Here is an 18,376-nt window from a genome sequence, read left to right on the forward strand (position 1 = left end):
TCGGGCGTGACTCGCGCGGCTCGCTTTGCTGCGGCGACCGCTCTCGCCTCCAGCTTGGCCTACCTGCTGGCCGGGCCGGCCTATGCCCAGAATCGGGCGGCCGGCTCTAAGCCTGCGCCCGCCGCTGCCGCCGCCAAGCCGCAGGAGCGGATGGTCGTCGATGCGCGCGAACTCGTCTACGACAACGACAAGAAGACGGTCGCGGCCGTCGGTGACGTTCAGATTCTCTATCAGGGTCGGACGATCGAGGCCGATCGCGTCATCTACGACCAGGCCAACAAGCGGGTCACCGCCATCGGCAACGCCCGCATCACAGAAACCAACGGCACGGTCATCACCGGCGACAGGTTCAACCTGACCGATGATTTCCGCGACGGCTTCATCGATTCCCTGCGCGTCGTGAACCCGGACCGCACGCGTTTCTCCGCCCCGCGCGCAGAGCGGACCGACGGCGAAACGTTCATTTTCGACAAGGGCATCTACACCGCCTGCGAGCCCTGCAAGGACAACCCCGAGAAGCCGCCGCTCTGGCAGGTTCGCGCGGCCCGGATCATCCACAAGAAATCCGAGCAAACGATCTACTACGAGGACGCCCGGCTGGAATTCGCCGGCATCCCGATGGCCTACCTGCCGTACATGTCGGGCCCGGATTCGACGGTGAAGCGGAAATCCGGTTTCCTCTCGCCGCGATTCATCAACACCTCGGCGCTGGGTTTCGGTGTCGGCCTGCCGTATTTCCTCAATCTGGCGCCGAATTACGACCTGACGCTAACCCCGACCTTCCTCACCCGTCAGGGCGTGCTCGGGCAGGCCGAGTGGCGTCATCGACTGGTCAACGGCTCCTACACCATCCGCGCGTCGGGCATCTTTCAGCAAGACCAGGAGGCCTTCCTCGCGAGCCCGCTCGGCCCGCGTGACAAGGAATTCCGCGGCTCGGTCGAGACAAACGGCAAGTTCTACATCAATCAGAACTGGTCGTTCGGCTGGAACGCCTCGATGTCAACGGACCGCTGGTTCTACAAGAACTACCGCATCAAGAACGAGGCCTTCAGCACCACGACCTATCTGCAGGAATCGATCTCGACAGCCTATCTGAACGGCCAGAGCGCGACCGCCTGGTTCGATCTGCGCGGCTATTATTTCCAGCCGCTGAACTACCAGGACTGGCAGAAGCAGCAGCCGATGGTGCTGCCTGTGCTGGATTACGACAAGCGCGTCCACAAGCCGTCCTTCCTCGGTGGTGAGCTAGAATTCACCGTCAACGTCACCAGCCTGCATCGCGACACCGCCGCATTCACGGAATTGCCGCAGCAGAAGACCTTCCTGATCACGAGCCCGACCTACTCCCTCTATGATGGCTGCGCGGTCTACCAGAAGAGCACCTGCCTGGTGCGCGGCCTCGCCGGCAATGTCTCGCGCGCGACGGCCGAGGTTTCCTGGCGGCGCAACTTCATCGATCCGCTCGGACAGATGTGGACGCCCTACGCTTCGGTTCGCGCGGACGTCTTCTCGGTCAACCCCGACACTAGCAGCGTCATCAATTCGCGCGTCTCGACGATCGCGGACACCTCCGACGAGGTCTTCGGCCGGGTGATGCCGGCCATCGGCCTCATGTATCGCTACCCCTTCGTCGCCAAGACCGACTGGGGCACCCATATCATCGAGCCGGTTGCGCAGATCGTGGCGCGGCCGAACGAGACGCACAGCGTGCGTCTCGCCAACGAGGACGCCCAGAGCCTCGTCTTCGACGCCACGAACCTGTTCGAATGGAGCGGCAAGTTCTCAGGCTATGACCGCGTCGAGGGCGGCACCCGCGCCAATGTCGGCGCGCTCTATACCGGCCGGTTCGGCAAGGAGGCTTTCGCCAATCTCCTCGTCGGCCAGTCCTTCCAGCTCGGCGGGCGCAACTCCTTTGCCACCGGCGACCTCGTCAATACCGGCCTCAACTCCGGCCTCGACACGAACAGCTCGGACATCGTCACCCGTGCGCAGCTTTCGCCGTTCAAGGGTTTCTTCCTGACCGGGGCCGCGCGTCTGAACTCGACGACCTTCGAAGCGCAGCGGATCGACGCGGCCGCGACCTATGCGAACAGCGTTATCACGGCCTCGGTCGGCTACGGTCGCTACGAGCCGCAGCCCGAACTCGGCATCTCGCGCCGGCGAGAAGGCCTGTCGCTCAACGGTTCGCTGCGCGTTGCCGACAACTGGCGCCTGCGGGCCGGCGTGCTGTTCGATCTCGACAAATACAAGTACGACCGCGAGCTCTATCGCAACGCTTATGCCGCCTATCTCGCGGCACCTGCGGTCACGGCGGTCCCCGTCTATCCCAACACGGGACCGTTCCAGACCGCCTCGACCTCGTTCGGCGTCAACTATACCGACGAGTGCACGATTTTCGACATCAGCTATTCGCAAAGCAATGCCGACCGCCAGTCGGGCGCGACCAAGGATACCCGCACGGTCATGTTCCGTCTCGAACTGCGCACGTTGGGCGAACTTGCCTACTCGCAGAATCTTGGCGGCAGCGGCTCATCGGCTGACGGCGTCAGTCAGTGACGATATCCGGGCCGCCGAGGCGGCCCGTTTCCTTTTCGACGCGGAGTTCCGCCTTGCCGCTATTGCCGCTTGCGCTGACACAGGGCGATCCGGCTGGCATCGGCCCTGAGCTCGCTTTGCGCGCTTGGCTCGAGCGCCAGGAGCGCGATCTGCCGGCCTTCGCCTGCATCGCCAGCCCCGGCGATCTTGCCGGATTGGCGAACCGATTGGGATGGCGCGTCCCGCTACGCATCTGCGACTGGGGCGATGTCGAGAATACATTTCCGGAAGCCTTGCCCTGCATCGCCCTCGCAGCTGCCGCCACAGCCGAACCCGGCCGGCCCAACCCGGCCACGGCGCCCTCGACAATCGCTGCGATCGACACGGCGGTGGCCGCCGTCATGGCTGGTCGGGCAGCCGCCGTCGTGACCAACCCGATCGCGAAATCCGTGCTCTACCAGTCCGGCTTCGTGCATCCCGGCCACACCGAATACCTCGCCCATCTCGCAGCGGCCGGCGGGGACACGCCGCGACCGGTGATGATGCTATGGTGCGACGAGCTCGCGGTCGTGCCGATAACGATCCATGAGCCGCTGCGCCGCGTGCCGGATCTGTTGACGACCGATCTCATCGTGGACACGGCGCGCATCGTCGCAGCCGAGCTGAAAGCCCGCTTCGGCATCGCCGCGCCGCGCCTCGCCTTCAGCGGCCTCAATCCCCATGCCGGCGAAAGTGGCGCAATGGGCGGCGAGGAGATGGCGGTCATTGCCCCCGCGATCGCCGCGCTGCAGTCGGAAGGCATCGATGCGCGCGGTCCCTATCCGGCGGACACGATGTTCCACGCCCGGGCGCGGGCTGGATACGACGTGGCGCTGGCGATGTATCATGATCAGGCGCTGATCCCGATCAAAACCATCGCCTTCGACGAAGGCGTCAACGTTACGCTCGGCCTGCCCTTCATTCGGACTTCTCCGGACCATGGCACGGCCTTCGACATCGCCGGCAAGGGCATCGCGCGGCCCGACAGTCTCTGCGCCGCGCTGAAGCTTGCGGCACGCATGGCCGAGGGTCCGATGCCGGTGGCCGCATCATGAGTCAGATCGACGATCTGCCGCCGCTGCGCGAGGTGGTCGAACGCCATGGCCTGATGGCACAGAAAGCGCTCGGCCAGAATTTCCTGTTCGACCTCAACCTGACCAGCCGCATCGCGAGAGCTGCCGGCCCTCTCGAAGGCGAGACAATCGTGGAAATTGGTCCGGGCCCAGGCGGATTGACGCGGGCCCTGCTCGCCAACGGTGCCGGGAGGGTGATTGCGATCGAGCGCGACCGGCGCTGCCTGCCCGCGCTGGCTGAGATCGCGGCACATTATCCCGGGCGATTGGAAATCATCGACGGCGATGCGCTCGCCGTGGATTTGTCCCCCCATCTTAAGGGCGAGCGTGCGAAGATCGTCGCCAACCTGCCGTACAATATCGGCACGCCGCTGCTGGTCGGCTGGCTCAGCCTCGAACCCTGGCCGTCCTGGTGGAGCTCACTAACACTGATGTTCCAGCGCGAGGTGGCCGAGCGGATCGTCGCGACGCCGGAACAACGCGCGGATTACGGCCGGCTCGCCGTGCTGTCGAACTGGCGCTGCGAGACGCGGATCCTGTTCGACGTGCCGCGCAGCGCGTTTGTGCCGCCGCCGAAGATCACCTCCTCGATCGTCCAGCTCGTCCCGCGCGAGCAGCCGGAACCCTGCGATCGACGCCTGCTCGAACGGGTGACGCTCGCGGCCTTCGGACAGCGGCGCAAGATGCTGCGGCAGAGCCTGAAGGCGGTGCTGTCGGACCCTGCGCCGATCATCGCCGATGCCGGCCTTCTCGAGACGGCACGAGCCGAAGAAATCCCGGTTTCCGGCTTCGTCGCGCTGGCCAACGCGCTCGGCGCCAGGCGGTAGAGCGATCTGGGTCAGCCGGCCGCCAGGCCGACTGCGCCGCGTTCAGGGCGTCGGCTCGTCGAGCAGCGTCTCGACGAAATCGGCGAGGCCGATCGCCCGGCTGCGCTTGAGCCGCTCGGCGGTGAGGATGGCCTTGATCGAGTCATAAGCGTCGTTCAGATCGTCATTGACGATGACGTAATCGTATTTTTCCCAGCGTGCGATCTCGGAACGAGCGTTTGCGAGCCGCTTGGCGATGACCTCCTGCGCGTCCTCGGCGCGGCGCACCAGCCGCGAGCGCAGCTCCGCCATCGAGGGCGGCAGGATGAAGATCGTCACGACATCCTCGCGCGCCTTCTCGACGATCTGCATCGTGCCCTGCCAGTCGATGTCGAACAGCACGTCGCGCCCACGCGCCAGCGCCGCCTCGACCGGCTTGCGCGGCGTGCCATAGCAATTGCCATGGACCTCGGCCCATTCGAGCAAATCGTCATGATCGCGCAGCGCCTCGAAGGTGTCGCGATCGATGAAGCGGTAATGGACGCCATCAATCTCCGAGGCCCGCCGCTCCCGGGTGGTGACCGAGACGGACAGGTCGATATTGGTTTCGCGCTGGCAGAGATTGCGCGTCAGCGTCGATTTGCCCGCACCGGACGGCGAAGACAGGATCAGCATCAGGCCGCGCCGGGCCGGACGGGTCGTTTCGGCCATCAAGGCTCACTCCACGTTCTGAACTTGCTCGCGCAACTGGTCGACGACAGTGCGAAGCTCCAGTCCGATACGCGACAGGCCGGGATCATTGGCCTTGGCGCAGAGCGTCGAGGCCTCGCGGCCGAACTCCTGCGCCAGGAAATCGAGCTTGCGGCCGATCGGCCCACCTTTGGCCAGGAGCTCGCGCAGCGCGCCGACATGGGCCTGCAGCCGGTCGATCTCCTCGCGGATATCGGCACGCACCGCAAGCAGCGCCGCCTCCTGATGCAGGCGCTGCGGATCGAAACCGTTATTGGCGCCGAGCAAGGTCTCGACCTGCGCGGCAATGCGCGCCCGGATGGCCTCGCTGCTGCGCGCCGGATGCTGCTCAGCTTCGCCGGCGAGCCGCGCAATGGTTTCAAGGTGGCCGAGAAGGATCGCCGCCAAAGCGCGCCCCTCGGCGGAACGGGCCTCCTTGAGAGCGAGAGCCGCAGCCTCCAGGCCAGCGAGCGCCGGAGCCTCCACAGCGCCCAGAATGTCCTGCGCTTCGTCAGCGAATTCGACGACGCCGCGAATGCCGAGCAAGCCATCATAGGATGGCGGGTTGATCCCTGCCGCTGGTGGCAGCCGCTCGACCGCCTGAAGCAAGGCAACGAGAACGGCCTCGTTGATGCGCGGACGCGGCGGGCCGGCGTCACTGGTGACGGCCAGATTGACGTGCAGTGTGCCGCGGGCGAAGGCCCCGGCCAGATGCTTGCGCGCGGATTCGGCGAGCGCCTCGAAGCCGGGAGGCACGCGGACGCGCAGATCGAGCCCGCGTCCGTTGACGCTGCGAATCTCCCACGCCCAGCCATGGATGCCGGCGGTTCCCGCGGCGCGGGCAAAGCCCGTCATGCTTTCGATGGCCATGGCCCTGCCGCTCCTCTGGAGCATCGGACCAAAAAGTGGGATCCACTTTTCGGACCAATCCGATGCTGAAACAAACAGCTAGATCGCCACTTCGCGTCCAAAAGGACGCGCGGCGATCTAGTGATGCGGCGGGACCGTAGTGGCGCGCTCCGGCCGCGGCAAGCGCCGCAACAGCGGAAAATGGGGATGACCCGCGCGGCGATGGGCAGCCGCTCAGGGCTTGAGCTGCGGAACCTGCTTGGGCGAGTTCAGGTCGAAGGTCTTGTTGAGCAGGGGATCGCGCGCTGTCCCTTCGGAGGCATCGAATGCGCGGGCGCGGGTGCCCGCCACAGTGCCGGCCGGCTGGGCCAAGGGCACGCCGTTGTTGTCGGTGGCCGGAGCTTCGGTCCGGTTGTCGGGGCCTGCCGGAGGCTCGATCTTGTCGACCACGTCGCCTGATGGCTTTCCGCCCTGCTGCTGGCTGCGCGTCGTCTCGATCTGGCGCCAACGACCGACATTGCGGTTGTGCTGATCGAGCGTCTCGGCGAAGGCATGACCGCCGCTGCCATCGGCGACGAAGTAGAGTTCCTTCGTCCGCGAATGGTTGACCACGGCCTCCATCGCAGCGCGGCCGGGGTTGGCGATCGGCCCCGGGGGCAGGCCGGTGATGACATAGGTGTTGTAGGGCGTCGCCTGCGTGATCTCGTTGCGCTGGATCGGGCGGCCGAGCGTGCCCTTGCCGCCGACGAGGCCGTAGACGATCGTCGGGTCGGACTGCAGCTTCATCTTCTGGTTCAGGCGGTTGATGAAGACGCCGGCGACGCGCGGGCGCTCATCCGCGCGGCCGGTCTCCTTCTCGACGATCGAGGCGAGGATCACGAGCTCCTGCGGCGTCTTGACCGGCAGGTCGGCCGGACGACGCTCCCAGATCCGCGCAAGGATCACGCGCTGATCGCGCGCCATGCGATCGATGATCGCCTGCCGCGAGAAGCCACGCGGGAACCGATAGGTGTCCGGCAGGATCGAGCCTTCCTTTGGCGCCTGGGCGATCTCGCCGGTCAAAAGCTCGTTGTTGCGCAGACGCTCGACGATCTGCTCGCTCGTCAGCCCTTCCGGTACGGTGATCGAATGCTCGACCACCTTGCCACTGGAAATGATGTCGAGAATCTCCTTCGGGCTGACGCGCGCCTTGAACAGGTACTCGCCGGCCTGAAGCTTGTGCCAGTCGCCACCGACGATCGCCGCGATGCGGAAGCTCAGCGGATGCTCGACCAGCCCCTCGCGCTGCAGCAGCTCCGCGATCTCTGTCAGCCCGCTTTCCTTCGGAATGATGAGGACGCGGTCACTCGCAAGCGGACCCGGCGACTTGCTCTGGCTGGAGACCACGGCGATTCCCGCACCGACGACGCCGGCGCCGACGAGCGCGATCGTGAAAAGACCGCTCAGCATCGACAGGAAGGGACTGCGACGACGGCGACGCGCCTTCGGCGGCGGCGCCGGAGGCGCTACGGGCTTGAGGGCCTCGCTCGGACTCTTCGGGGCGACGCGGGGCGTATCATTCACGATCAAGACGCTCGCAGCATAAAATATATGTCTCGGTACGGCCGGGCGCCGGGGCGCTTCCGGCCTGAGGCGCATCAAATTCGAAACCGCCCCATTAGAACCGGTTTCTCTATGGCTGTGAACGCGGAATCACGCATTCGCCAACGCTGGCGCCAAACTCTACCCAACATTATGGCAAAACGGCGCTGACCCTTTTGGATCAATGGCCGGGGCGGTAGCGCCGCAGGACCAGCGAAGCGTTGGTGCCGCCGAAGCCGAAGGAGTTGGACAGGGCGTAGTCGATCTCGCGCTTGCGCGCGACATGCGGGACGAGATCGATATCCGTCTCGACTGAAGGGTTGTCGAGATTGATGGTCGGCGGAGCGATCTGATCGCGGATCGCCAGCACCGTGAAGATCGCCTCGATCGCTCCGGCTGCGCCCAGCAGATGGCCGGTCGCCGATTTGGTCGAGGACATCGAGGGTCGCTTCGGAGCGTTGGCGAGCAGGCGCTCGACGGCGCGCAGCTCGATCTCGTCGCCGAGAGGCGTCGAGGTACCGTGCGCGTTGATGTAGTCGAGATCCGCCGCCGCGATACCGGCCCGTCCGAGCGCGGCCTGCATGCAGCGATAGGCGCCGTCGCCATCCTCGGCCGGCGAGGTGATGTGATAGGCGTCGCCGGACATGCCGTAGCCGAGGATCTCGGCATAGATGCGCGCGCCACGGGCCAGCGCGTGCTCGAGTTCCTCGAGCACGACGACCCCGGCACCCTCGCCCATGACGAAGCCGTCACGGTCCTTGTCGTAAGGACGCGACGCTTTCTCCGGCGTATCGTTGAAACCGGTGGACAGCGCCCGGCAGGCGCAGAAGCCGGCAATACCGATGCGGTTGACGGCAGATTCGGCGCCGCCCGCAACCATGACGTCCGCATCGCCCAGCGCGATCATGCGCGAAGCGTCGCCGATGGCATGCGCACCGGTCGAGCAGGCCGTCACGGCCGCGTGGTTCGGGCCCTTGAGCCCATGCTCGATCGAGACATAGCCGGAAGCCAGATTGATGAGGCGCCCGGGAATGAAGAAGGGCGAGAGCCGGCGAGGCCCCCGCTCCTTGAGCAGCAGGGAGGCTTCATAGATGCCTCCCAGCCCGCCGATGCCGGACCCGATGGCGACACCGGTCCGGATCTGGTCCTCATAGTTTTCCGGCTTCCAGCCGGCGTCCTTCAGCGCCTGGGTGGCCGCGGCCATCGCAAAGACGATGAATTCGTCGACCTTGCGCTGTTCCTTCGGCTCCATCCAGTCATCGGGATTATATGTCCCGTCGCTGCCGTCACCCCGCGGGATGTTGCAGGCGATTTGCGCCGGCAGGTCGCTGGCATCGAAGCTGGTGATGGGGCCGGCGCCGCTGGCTCCGGCCAGAAGACGCGCCCAGGTCGGCTCGACGCCGCAAGCGAGCGGCGTCACCATGCCGAGCCCGGTCACGACGACGCGCCGCATCGGAAAACTGCGAGAAGCCATGATGTTTTCTGTGTCGATCAGCCTGAAAGGCCGATTACGCGCTCTTCGCCGAGAGGAACTTCACGGCGTCGCCGACCGTCACGATCGTCTCGGCCGCATCGTCCGGGATCTCGACGCCGAACTCTTCCTCGAAGGCCATCACGAGCTCGACGGTGTCGAGGCTGTCCGCACCCAGGTCTTCGATGAAGTTGGCGCCATCGACAACCTTCTCGGGCTCGACGCCGAGGTGCTCGACCACGATCTTCTTCACGCGCTCGGCGACATCGCTCATGAGTCTCTTCCTTAGAAACTGAAAACGCATCGCAGAGCGCGACGCGCGTTATGGACTTTCATTCCGAGCCGCCGCGCCATCGTGACGATGTCCGCGATCCGGAAAGCTCGAAGCCTGCAAAAACGCAACAACCGAGGTTTCGTCAAGTCCCCTCGGCTCGCTCGCCAGCAGCGCGACGGCGCTAGTTAACATAACCTTTCAAGGCTGGCGAGAGCGCCGCGACGTTATCAAAACTAAACTGGAAATGGCGCTAACGCCCTTAGATCATTGCCATTCCGCCGTTCACGTGCAGCGTCTGGCCGGTGACATAACCCGCCTCGGCGCTAGCGAGAAAGGCGACGGCGGCGGCAATGTCGGCGCCCGCACCTAGCCGGCCCATCGGTACATCGGAGAGAATGCTCTCGCGCTGCTTCTCGTTCAGGGCTTGCGTCATCGGCGACTCGATGAATCCGGGAGCGACCACATTGACCGTGATATTCCGGCTGGCGACCTCGGCGGCGAGCGCCTTCGACATGCCGATCAGGCCGGCCTTGGCGGCAGCGTAGTTGCCCTGCCCCGGATTGCCCATCGTGCCGACGACGGAGCCGATCGAGACGATTCGGCCGTAACGCTTGCGCATCATCGACTTCACGGCCGCGCGCGAGAGGCGGAAGGCGGCCGTCAGGTTGACGGCGAGAACGCTGTCCCAATCCTCGTCCTTCAGGCGAATGAACAGGTTGTCGCGGGTGATGCCGGCATTGTTCACGAGGATGTCGAGTCCGCCGAGCTTGTCCTCGGCCGCCGGCACCAGCGCCTCGACCGATTCCTTGTCCGACAGGTTGCAGGGCGCCACGACGACGCGCTCGCCGAGTTCGGCCGCGAGCGCCTCCAGCGCCTCGGCCCGCGTGCCGGAGATCGCGACACTCGCGCCCTGCGCATGCAGGGTCCGTGCGATGGCTCCGCCAAGGCCGCCGGTCGCGCCGGTGACCAGGGCCTTGCGGCCGGTCAGATCAAACATGTTCGCTCCCTTTTCGGCGTTCTGCCGTTCTTGCCCGCTCCGGGCCCGCGCCGTCAGGCGCCACGGGCCTTGTAGGCGGCGATATCCTCTGCCGTGCCGATCGACACCGGCGACGAACCGGCGACGATACGCTTCACCAGGCCGGCGAGCACCTTGCCGCTGCCGAGTTCGACGAAATCGGTGACGCCGGCGGCTGCCATCGCCTGGACGCATTCGCGCCAGCGCACAGTACCGGTGACCTGTGCCACAAGCGAACCCCGGATCGCTTCGGGAGCGCTGAGGGGCGCGGCGCCGACATTGGCCATCACCGGCACGACCGGGGCCTGCATCGTAACCTTCGCCAGCGCCTCGCGCATCGCATCGGCAGCCGGCTGCATCAGGGCGCAATGGAACGGGGCGGAGACCGGCAGCAGCATGGCGCGCTTGACGCCACGCTCGCCCGCGAGCGCGATCGCCCGCTCGACCGCCGCCTTCGCACCGGACAGGACCACCTGGCCGCCGCCATTGTCGTTCGCAGCCTCGCAGACCTCGCCCTGCGCCGCATCGGCGGCGATCGCACGGGCCTGGTCCAGCTCGGCCCCGAGAAGGGCCGCCATCGCGCCCTGCCCGGCCGGAACCGCCTTCTGCATGGCGTCGCCGCGGATGCGCAGCAGCCGGGCGGCGTCCGCGATGGAGAAGGTGCCAGCAGCGGCAAGCGCCGAATACTCGCCGAGCGAATGGCCGGCGACGAAGGCGGCGTCGCGCTTCAGATCGAGTCCGGCTTCGGCCTCGAGCACGCGCACCACCGCGAGGCTGACCGCCATCAGCGCCGGCTGGGCGTTGGCGGTAAGGGTCAACTCCTCCGAGGGGCCTTCCCACATCACCGCAGAGAGCTTCTGCGACAGCGCCGCATCGACCTCGTCGAAGACCGACTTCGCGACGGGAAAGTTCTCGGCCAGGCTCTTGCCCATGCCGACCGCCTGCGAGCCCTGGCCCGGAAAGATGAACGCTGTCGTCATGCTATGAAACGCCCCGGTCTTCACCATTCGTCTTATATGACGCGGCTGTCACATCGGTTCTGCCGCCAAGTCAAGCGCGGAGGCCAAGTTTTCCGCATACGCCAGGCCGTTCGGGCGAGATTCCGATTGCCATGATGCCGCGAACGCTGTAACGACCGCCTCCTGCTTGTTCGGCCGGAGGCTGAACGGATGGCGCACGCCCGCAAGGGTTCAGCGCAGGCTCCGATGGAGTCGTCATCCCGTGTCTCCGCCTTCGAAGAAATCCTGTCGGGCCTTATCCAGGGCTCGGAGGGCTCCGCGCCGGGCGAAGCAGGGTGAAACAAGGAAGGCCACATATGGCATTGTACGAGCATGTGCTGCTCGCGCGGCAGGATGTCAGCGCGCAGCAGGTCGAAGCTCTTGTCGAGCAGTTCAAGGGCGTGATCGAAGCGAATGGCGGCGCCATCCGCAAGGTCGAGTATTGGGGCGTCAAGTCCCTCGGCTACCGCATCAAGAAGAACCGCAAGGCGCACTACACGCTGCTGAACATCGAGGCCCCCTCCGCCGCCGTGCTGGAGATGGAGCGCCAGATGCGCATCAACGAAGACATCCTGCGCTTCCTGACCGTCCGCGTCGAGGAGCTGGAGGAAGCTCCGTCGGCCATGCTCCAGAAGCGTGACCGCGACGACCGTCCGGAGCGCGGCGGCGACCGTTTCGAGCGCGGCCCGCGCCGTGATCGTCCGCGTCGTGAAGACGAAGCGACCGAAACCGCCGAAGCGGAGGCCTGAGAATGTCGACTGCATCCGCTGGCGCTCGCCGCCCCTTCTTCCGCCGCCGCAAGTCCTGCCCCTTCTCGGGCGAAGGCGCCCCGAAGATCGACTACAAGGACGTGCGTCTGCTCTCGCGCTACATCTCCGAGCGCGGCAAGATCGTTCCGTCCCGCATCACGGCGGTCTCCGCCAAGAAGCAGCGCGAGCTCGCCCAGGCGATCAAGCGCGCCCGCTTCCTCGGCCTGCTGCCCTACGTCATCCGCTGATCCGTTCGATCGGTTCCGGATATCGATAATGCCCGGAGGCGCCTCCCGCGCCTCCGGTTCTCGCTTTCAAGATCAACCAGTCGCCTGGCGGTGAAACTCCACCGGGTTCGTTGAGGCCCAAGCGCCTCTCACCCTGCCGAGTCGGAAGGCTTGCGAGCAGCGGGACAGCAGGACGGACGTATGATTCCGATAGTCGGCATCGGCGCGGGCCTCGTTTCGGCCCTGCTCTTCTCAGTGGTGATCACCGGATCGCCGCTGGCAGCTTTGCTGTATTCTGCCGCCCCCCTCCCGATCTTCATTGCCTCGCTCGGCTGGAACCACCGTTCCGGGCTGTTCGCCACGGCTGCCGGCGCGCTCGCCGTTGCGGTGGCGCTGGCCCCGACGGGCGGCATCGCCTTCGCCCTGATCATCGGCCTGCCGGCCTGGTGGATCGCCTATCTCGCCTTGCTCGCCCGCGGCAACGCCCAGGGCGGAATCGAGTGGTATCCGCTCGGCAACCTGCTGCTCTGGATCGCCGCCACTGCCGCGATCGCCACCGTCGGCAGCGCGCTGGTGATGACCACCGACTACGAGACCTATCGTTCGGTGATTGCTCGCATGATCGAGAACCTGCTGAACGAGATGGTGCGCGGCAAGCTGGTCGCGCTGCCTGCCGACGTCCAGGTGAAGGAGCTCGCGCAGAGCCTCGCGCCGGCCGTGCCGCTCGGCATCGGCGCCTCCTTCGTCACCACCATCACCGCCAATCTCTGGCTCGCGGCGCGGACCGTGAAGATGTCCGACCGCCTGCCGCGGCCCTGGCCCTTCATTCCGTCGGCCTCCCTGCCGCGCCAGGCGCTGCTGCTCCTGGCCGCCGCTGCCGTGGTTGCGGCGATGGGCGGCTTCATCGGCGTCGCCGCGACCGCCATGGTCGGCGCGCTGTTCGCAGCCTTCATGTTCAGCGGGCTCTGCCTCCTGCACGACATCTCGCGCGGCCGCCCCTGGCGGCTGCCGATGCTGGTCTCGGTCTATGTCGCGCTCATCGTGATGCAGGCCGTGCTGACGCCGCTGCTCGCGCTCGCCGGCCTCGCCGATACGCTTTTCGGCCTGCGCAAGCGGGTCGCGCTGCCGCCTCCGCCTACCCATTCCTGAAACCCAGACCTAAGACATCAAGGAGAAGACCCATGGAAGTGATCCTGCTCGAGCGCGTCGCCAAGCTTGGCCAGATGGGCGACATCGTCCGCGTCCGCGACGGCTTCGGCCGCAACTACCTGCTCGCCCGCGGCAAGGCGCTGCGCGCCACCGAGGACAACAAGAAGCGCTTCGAGAGCCAGAAGCTCGAGCTCGAGACCCGCAACCTCGAGCTTAAGTCGGAGGCCGATTCGGTCGCCGAGCGCCTGAACGGCCAGAGCGTCACCATCCTGCGCCAGTCCGGCGAGTCCGGCGTGCTCTACGGTTCGGTCTCGACCCGTGACATCGCCGAGGCGCTGACCAAGGACGGCTTCCACGTCTCGCGCGGCCAGGTGACGCTGAACACCCCGATCAAGACGCTGGGCCTGCACACCGTCCCGGTCGTGCTGCATCCGGAAGTCTCGGTCACGATCACCGTCAACATCGCCCGCTCGGCTGAAGAGGCTCATCGCCAGGCTGCCGGCGAGAACGTCACGGCCCAGGAGAAGTTCGATCTCGACGATCTCGGCCTCGAGGTCGGCGCGGCGCTGGCCGAGGCCGGCGACGACGATCGCTGAGCCTTACAGCTCCCCAAACGAGTCAAGGGCGCCGTGGCAACACGGCGCCTTTTTCGTTCTGTCGCCTGTGCAAAGGCGTGGATCGCGCAGCGTCCTACTGGCAGGTGTTGTCGGGATGCTAAGCTAGATGTCTTCCGACTCAGCAGCCGCCTTGCGTTCCGTGTACCGCGGCCGAATGTCGGCTTGAAACGTAAGCCCGCCTCTACCTATCAAGGCAGCCATGGCCTCCGCGACAGCCCTCGTCACCCGCCTCGAAAACCGTGAGCCAGACTATCGCGTCCAGCCTCACAACATCGAGGCCGAGCAGGCGCTGCTGGGCGCGATCCTGGTCAACAACGACGCCTTCTATCGCGTCTCCGACTTCCTGCTGCCGGACCATTTCTTCGAGCCGATCCACCAGCGCGTCTTCGAGCTGGTGGCGAGCCTGATCCGGGCCGGCAAGATCGCGACGCCGATCACGCTCAAGACCTTCGTCAACGATCTCGATCTCGGCGAGATCACGCCGAGCCAGTATCTCGCCCGCCTCGCCGCCGAGGCGACGACCGTCATCAATGCCGGCGACTACGGCCGCACGATCTATGACCTGGCGGTGCGCCGGCAACTCATCGGCGTCGGTGAGGATCTCGTCAACGTCGCCTATGACGCGCCCGTCGAGATGCCCCCGCGCGAGCAGATCGAGGAAGCCGAGCGCAAGCTCTACGAATTGGCGGAAAAGGGCCGCTATGAAGGCGGCTTCCAGAAATTCGACGGGGCGCTTCGCCTCGCCATCGATATGGCGGCGAGCGCCTATCAGCGCGCCGGCGGCCTCTCCGGCATCTCCACCGGCCTGCGCGACGTCGACCAGCGCATGGGCGGCCTGCAGCGCTCCGACCTGCTCGTTCTGGCCGGCCGCCCCGCCATGGGCAAGACCTCGCTTGCCACCAACATCGCCTTCAACATCGCCAAGGCCTGGCGCGGCGAGCGGCAGGAAGACGGCACGATCAAGAGCGTCGACGGCGGCATCGTCGGCTTCTTCTCGCTCGAAATGTCGGCGGATCAGCTCGCGACCCGTATCGTCGCCGAGCAATCCAGCATCTCGTCCTACAAGATCAGGCAGGGCCGCATCACCGAGAGCGATTTCGCCCGGCTGACCGACGTCGCCGCACAGATCGAGAAACTGCCGCTCTATATCGACCAGACCGGCGGCATTTCGATCGCGCAGCTGATGGCGCGAGCCCGCCGCCTCAAGCGCCAGAAGGGGCTCGACGTCCTCTTCATCGACTATCTCCAGCTTCTCTCCGGTTCGTCCAAGGCGGGACAGAACCGCGTGCAGGAGCTGACCGAGATCACGACAAGCCTGAAGGCGCTGGCAAAGGAACTGAACGTCCCGATCATCGCCCTTTCCCAGCTCTCGCGTCAGGTCGAGAGCCGCGACGACAAGCGCCCGCAGCTCTCGGACCTGCGCGAATCCGGCTCTATCGAGCAGGACGCCGACGTTGTGATGTTCGTCTACCGCGAGGAATATTACCTCAAGGGCAAGGAGCCGCGCCCCGGCACCGAAGAACACAACAAGTGGCAGATCGAGATGGAGGCCATGCACGGCGTCGCCGAGCTGATCATCGGCAAGCAGCGCCATGGCCCGACCGGGGCCGTGGCCTTGCAGTTCGACGCCGATGTGACGCGCTTCTCCGACCGCGCCGACGACCTCCGCCTCCCGGACCGTGAATGATGTCTGCAGGACAACCTGATACCGGCGCCTTTGGCGCGACGCTGACGATCGACCTCGACGCGCTGGTGGCGAACTGGCGCCTTCTCGGCAAGCGGGCCGGTGCCGAGGCAGGCGCCGTCGTCAAGGCCGATGCCTATGGGCTGGGCATCGAGCCGGTCGTGACGGCGCTGGCGAAGGCCGGCTGCAAGAGCATGTTCGTCGCGCATGTCTCGGAGGGCATTCGCGCTCGCAAGGCCGCGCCCGGAGCAACGATCTATGTGCTGAACGGGCTCTTGCCCGGCACCTGCGGCGCCTATGCCGAGCATGCGCTCTCGCCCGTCCTCGGCTCGCATGAGGAATTGCTGGAATGGGCCTCGTTCCGGCAGAGCGGCGCCAGGACGCGCCCTGCCGCATTGCATGTCGACACCGCGATGAACCGGCTCGGGCTCTGGCCCGGCGAAGGGCTCAATCTCGCCCGCGAGAAATCCGGCGTGATCGCAGCGGCCGATATCGGCCTGGTGATGAGTCATTTCGCGTCGTCGGAAGACAAGACCGATCCGGCCAATGCCCGCCAGATCGCGGCCTTCGCCGAGATCGCGGCTGCTCTCCCCGGTCTTCCGGCGTCGCTGAAGAACTCTTCGGGCCATTTTCTCGAGGATTGCCCATCCTACCAGCTCACCCGGCCGGGCTATGCGCTTTATGGCGGCAACCCGACGCCTGGCAGGCCGAATCCGATGCGGCCCGTCATCGGGCTGGAAGCGCGGATCATCCAGGTCCGTGACGTCGAGGGCGGCACTCAGGTCGGCTATAACGGCCGCTGGACCGCCAAGGGCAAGCGCAAGCTCGCGACGATCAACCTGGGCTATGCCGACGGCTATCCGCGCAACGGCAGCTGGACCGATGCCACGACCGGCGGCTCGGCCCTGCTGGACGGCGTCCTCTGCCCCTTCGTCGGCACCGTCTCGATGGACCTGATCATCATCGACGTGACCGATGCTCCGGCAGACGCCGCCCAGCGCGGGGCAAGCGTGACGCTGATCGGCGATCGGCTCGACCTCGAAGCGGTTGGCGCCGGCGCCAAGACGATCGGCTACGAGGTCCTGACCAGCCTCGGACGGCGCTACGAGCGCCGCTATATCGGCGGCTGATGGCAAAGCGGGGCCCAACCTATCGCTGCCAGGCCTGCGGCGCGGTCTATCACCGCTGGCAGGGCAAGTGCGACGCCTGCGGGACATGGTCCTCTCTGGTCGAGGACGCGCAGGTTGCGCCCGTCCCGGGCGGGGGCAGGCCGTCCTCGAACGGGCGGGCGCGCGGCCGCGTCTTCGCGCTGGAGACGCTGAAGGGCGAGACGCAGGATGCCCCGCGCATCGTCTCAGGCATTGGCGAGCTCGACCGCGTCACCGGCGGCGGCTTCGTGCCGGGTTCGGTGCTGCTGATCGGCGGCGATCCCGGCATCGGCAAGTCGACGCTGCTGATGCAGGCCTGCGCCGCGCTCGCCAAATCCGGCCGGCGCGTCGTCTATGTCTCGGGCGAGGAATCCACCGGGCAAGTTCGGCTGCGCGCCGAGCGCATGGGGCTGGCGGAGGCGCCGGTCGATCTTGCGGCCGAGACCAATGTCGAGGACATCATCGCGACGCTCGGCCAGGGCGAGCGCCCTGCCCTCGTCGTCATCGACTCGATCCAGACCATGTGGTCGGGCGAGGTCGAGAGCGCGCCCGGCACGGTGACGCAGGTGCGCGGCTCGGCACAGGCGCTGATCCGCTATGCCAAGACCAGCGGCGTCTGCCTGATCCTCGTCGGCCACGTCACCAAGGACGGACAGATCGCCGGCCCGCGCGTGGTCGAGCACATGGTCGATGCGGTGCTCTCCTTCGAGGGCGAAGGGGCCCATGCCTTCCGCATCCTGCGCGGCCAGAAGAACCGCTTCGGCGCCACCGACGAGATCGGCGTCTTCGAGATGACCGGCAAGGGGCTGTCGGAAGTCACCAATCCCTCGGCGCTCTTCCTCGCGGGACGTGATCAGCCGGCGCCGGGCGCGGCGGTCTTCGCTGGCATCGAAGGCACGCGGCCGGTCCTGGTCGAGATCCAGGCGCTGGTCGCGCCGACGGCGCTCGGCACGCCGCGCCGCGCCGTGGTCGGCTGGGAGAACAGCCGTCTTGCCATGGTGCTCGCCGTGCTCGAAACGCATGGCGGCCTGCGACTCGGGCAGCACGACGTCTATCTCAATGTCGCTGGTGGCCTGCGCGTCAACGAGCCGGCGGCCGATGTCGCGGTCGCGGCCGCGCTGGTGTCCTCGCTCAGCGGCGCGACCTTGCCGCCGCACGGAGTGTACTTCGGCGAGATCGCGCTCTCAGGCGCGATTCGGCCGGTTTCGGTGACGCCGGCCCGCCTGCGGGAGGCCGCCAAGCTAGGTTTCGAGGCCGCGCTGATGCCTGCCGGCGGAGCGGATCACGGCGATGGCGGCGGGCTCAATCTGCGCCGTTTCGGCCATGTCACGGAACTCGTTGCCGATATTGCCGCGCGCGCGCCTCGCAGAGATGTGAAATGACTTCCCCGGAAGGGTGACGCAGACGGCGGGAACGCGTATAGCAAAGCCGA

Annotated in this window: 17 protein-coding genes; 10 read left to right on the forward strand and 7 right to left on the reverse strand. The window is 66.4% G+C overall.

Annotated features, from left to right (window positions below; translation table 11 throughout):
- Positions 1–6 precede the first annotated feature (6 nt).
- From AC1DEZ_RS03105 to rsmA, 3 genes are read left to right on the forward strand one after another with little or no spacing between them, the layout of a single operon-like run.
- Positions 7–2,556 carry an LPS-assembly protein LptD gene (locus tag AC1DEZ_RS03105; protein ID WP_441512645.1) on the forward strand — a complete coding sequence of 850 codons (2,550 nt, stop codon included), beginning with the start codon at positions 7–9 and terminating at the stop codon, positions 2,554–2,556.
- A 53-nt stretch (positions 2,557–2,609) separates the two neighbouring features.
- Positions 2,610–3,629: a 4-hydroxythreonine-4-phosphate dehydrogenase PdxA gene (gene pdxA / locus AC1DEZ_RS03110; protein ID WP_476778594.1), complete on the forward strand. Its 1,020-nt coding sequence runs from the start codon at positions 2,610–2,612 to the stop codon at positions 3,627–3,629.
- Positions 3,626–4,474 carry a 16S rRNA (adenine(1518)-N(6)/adenine(1519)-N(6))-dimethyltransferase RsmA gene (gene rsmA / locus AC1DEZ_RS03115; RefSeq protein WP_476778595.1) on the forward strand — a complete coding sequence of 283 codons (849 nt, stop codon included), beginning with the start codon at positions 3,626–3,628 and terminating at the stop codon, positions 4,472–4,474. The genes pdxA and rsmA overlap by 4 nt, the downstream gene beginning before the upstream one ends.
- A 42-nt stretch (positions 4,475–4,516) precedes the next feature.
- Here the strand turns inward: rsmA and gmk are convergent, their stop codons facing one another.
- The 7 genes from gmk to fabD all read right to left on the reverse strand — a co-directional run bounded on the left by gmk (position 4,517) and on the right by fabD (position 11,352).
- Positions 4,517–5,164, reverse strand: a complete 648-nt coding sequence (gmk, locus tag AC1DEZ_RS03120; protein ID WP_441512648.1) for a guanylate kinase — start codon at positions 5,162–5,164, stop codon at positions 4,517–4,519.
- 6 nt (positions 5,165–5,170) lie between these two features.
- Positions 5,171–6,052, reverse strand: a complete 882-nt coding sequence (locus AC1DEZ_RS03125; RefSeq protein ID WP_476778596.1) for a YicC/YloC family endoribonuclease — start codon at positions 6,050–6,052, stop codon at positions 5,171–5,173.
- Positions 6,053–6,265: 213 nt separating this feature from the next.
- Positions 6,266–7,594: an endolytic transglycosylase MltG gene (mltG, locus tag AC1DEZ_RS03130; RefSeq protein WP_476778597.1), complete on the reverse strand. Its 1,329-nt coding sequence runs from the start codon at positions 7,592–7,594 to the stop codon at positions 6,266–6,268.
- A 199-nt stretch (positions 7,595–7,793) separates the two neighbouring features.
- A complete protein-coding gene (gene fabF, locus AC1DEZ_RS03135) occupies positions 7,794–9,065 on the reverse strand; it encodes a beta-ketoacyl-ACP synthase II (protein WP_476778773.1) in 1,272 nt (423 codons plus the stop codon).
- Positions 9,066–9,120: 55 nt separating this feature from the next.
- Positions 9,121–9,357 (reverse strand): acyl carrier protein, encoded by a 237-nt coding sequence (locus tag AC1DEZ_RS03140; protein ID WP_149128804.1) that lies wholly within the window; start codon positions 9,355–9,357, stop codon positions 9,121–9,123.
- Between the two features lie 259 nt (positions 9,358–9,616).
- Positions 9,617–10,354, reverse strand: a complete 738-nt coding sequence (fabG, locus tag AC1DEZ_RS03145) for a 3-oxoacyl-[acyl-carrier-protein] reductase (protein ID WP_476778598.1) — start codon at positions 10,352–10,354, stop codon at positions 9,617–9,619.
- 53 nt (positions 10,355–10,407) lie between these two features.
- On the reverse strand, positions 10,408–11,352 hold the full coding sequence (gene fabD / locus AC1DEZ_RS03150) for an ACP S-malonyltransferase (RefSeq protein ID WP_441512652.1): 945 nt from the start codon (positions 11,350–11,352) through the stop codon (positions 10,408–10,410).
- Between the two features lie 335 nt (positions 11,353–11,687).
- Between fabD and rpsF the strand changes: the two genes are divergently transcribed.
- From rpsF to radA, 7 genes are all read left to right on the forward strand, one after another.
- Positions 11,688–12,119: a 30S ribosomal protein S6 gene (gene rpsF / locus AC1DEZ_RS03155; protein WP_441512653.1), complete on the forward strand. Its 432-nt coding sequence runs from the start codon at positions 11,688–11,690 to the stop codon at positions 12,117–12,119.
- Between the two features lie 2 nt (positions 12,120–12,121).
- Positions 12,122–12,367 carry a 30S ribosomal protein S18 gene (rpsR, locus tag AC1DEZ_RS03160; RefSeq protein WP_038367644.1) on the forward strand — a complete coding sequence of 82 codons (246 nt, stop codon included), beginning with the start codon at positions 12,122–12,124 and terminating at the stop codon, positions 12,365–12,367.
- 180 nt (positions 12,368–12,547) lie between these two features.
- Entirely contained in the window at positions 12,548–13,495 is a 948-nt protein-coding gene (locus AC1DEZ_RS03165) for a DUF2232 domain-containing protein (RefSeq protein ID WP_476778599.1), read from the forward strand.
- 32 nt (positions 13,496–13,527) lie between these two features.
- The gene (gene rplI / locus AC1DEZ_RS03170; RefSeq protein ID WP_476778600.1) at positions 13,528–14,091 is read left to right on the forward strand and encodes a 50S ribosomal protein L9; all 564 of its coding nucleotides are present in this window, start codon (positions 13,528–13,530) and stop codon (positions 14,089–14,091) included.
- Positions 14,092–14,311: 220 nt separating this feature from the next.
- Positions 14,312–15,799, forward strand: a complete 1,488-nt coding sequence (locus AC1DEZ_RS03175) for a replicative DNA helicase (RefSeq protein ID WP_476778601.1) — start codon at positions 14,312–14,314, stop codon at positions 15,797–15,799.
- Positions 15,799–16,926: an alanine racemase gene (gene alr / locus AC1DEZ_RS03180; RefSeq protein ID WP_476778602.1), complete on the forward strand. Its 1,128-nt coding sequence runs from the start codon at positions 15,799–15,801 to the stop codon at positions 16,924–16,926. The genes AC1DEZ_RS03175 and alr overlap by 1 nt, the downstream gene beginning before the upstream one ends.
- The gene (gene radA / locus AC1DEZ_RS03185; protein WP_476778603.1) at positions 16,926–18,326 is read left to right on the forward strand and encodes a DNA repair protein RadA; all 1,401 of its coding nucleotides are present in this window, start codon (positions 16,926–16,928) and stop codon (positions 18,324–18,326) included. Before alr ends, radA begins: the two co-directional genes overlap by 1 nt.
- The last annotated feature ends 50 nt before the right edge of the window (positions 18,327–18,376 follow it).

This window comes from Allobosea sp. 10L422 (assembly GCF_056395345.1).

What these genes read in the sequence shown, in the direction of transcription:
- rsmA (WP_476778595.1), top strand. Translation starts at nt 3,626, where the DNA reads ATGAGTCAGATCGACGATCTGCCGCCGCTGCGCGAGGTGGTCGAACGC.
- gmk (WP_441512648.1), bottom strand. Translation starts at nt 5,164, where the DNA reads ATGGCCGAAACGACCCGTCCGGCCCGGCGCGGCCTGATGCTGATCCTG.
- AC1DEZ_RS03125 (WP_476778596.1), bottom strand. Translation starts at nt 6,052, where the DNA reads ATGGCCATCGAAAGCATGACGGGCTTTGCCCGCGCCGCGGGAACCGCC.
- fabF (WP_476778773.1), bottom strand. Translation starts at nt 9,065, where the DNA reads ATGCGGCGCGTCGTCGTGACCGGGCTCGGCATGGTGACGCCGCTCGCT.
- AC1DEZ_RS03140 (WP_149128804.1), bottom strand. Translation starts at nt 9,357, where the DNA reads ATGAGCGATGTCGCCGAGCGCGTGAAGAAGATCGTGGTCGAGCACCTC.
- fabG (WP_476778598.1), bottom strand. Translation starts at nt 10,354, where the DNA reads ATGTTTGATCTGACCGGCCGCAAGGCCCTGGTCACCGGCGCGACCGGC.
- fabD (WP_441512652.1), bottom strand. Translation starts at nt 11,352, where the DNA reads ATGACGACAGCGTTCATCTTTCCGGGCCAGGGCTCGCAGGCGGTCGGC.
- rpsF (WP_441512653.1), top strand. Translation starts at nt 11,688, where the DNA reads ATGGCATTGTACGAGCATGTGCTGCTCGCGCGGCAGGATGTCAGCGCG.
- rpsR (WP_038367644.1), top strand. Translation starts at nt 12,122, where the DNA reads ATGTCGACTGCATCCGCTGGCGCTCGCCGCCCCTTCTTCCGCCGCCGC.
- AC1DEZ_RS03165 (WP_476778599.1), top strand. Translation starts at nt 12,548, where the DNA reads ATGATTCCGATAGTCGGCATCGGCGCGGGCCTCGTTTCGGCCCTGCTC.
- rplI (WP_476778600.1), top strand. Translation starts at nt 13,528, where the DNA reads ATGGAAGTGATCCTGCTCGAGCGCGTCGCCAAGCTTGGCCAGATGGGC.
- AC1DEZ_RS03175 (WP_476778601.1), top strand. Translation starts at nt 14,312, where the DNA reads ATGGCCTCCGCGACAGCCCTCGTCACCCGCCTCGAAAACCGTGAGCCA.
- alr (WP_476778602.1), top strand. Translation starts at nt 15,799, where the DNA reads ATGTCTGCAGGACAACCTGATACCGGCGCCTTTGGCGCGACGCTGACG.
- radA (WP_476778603.1), top strand. Translation starts at nt 16,926, where the DNA reads ATGGCAAAGCGGGGCCCAACCTATCGCTGCCAGGCCTGCGGCGCGGTC.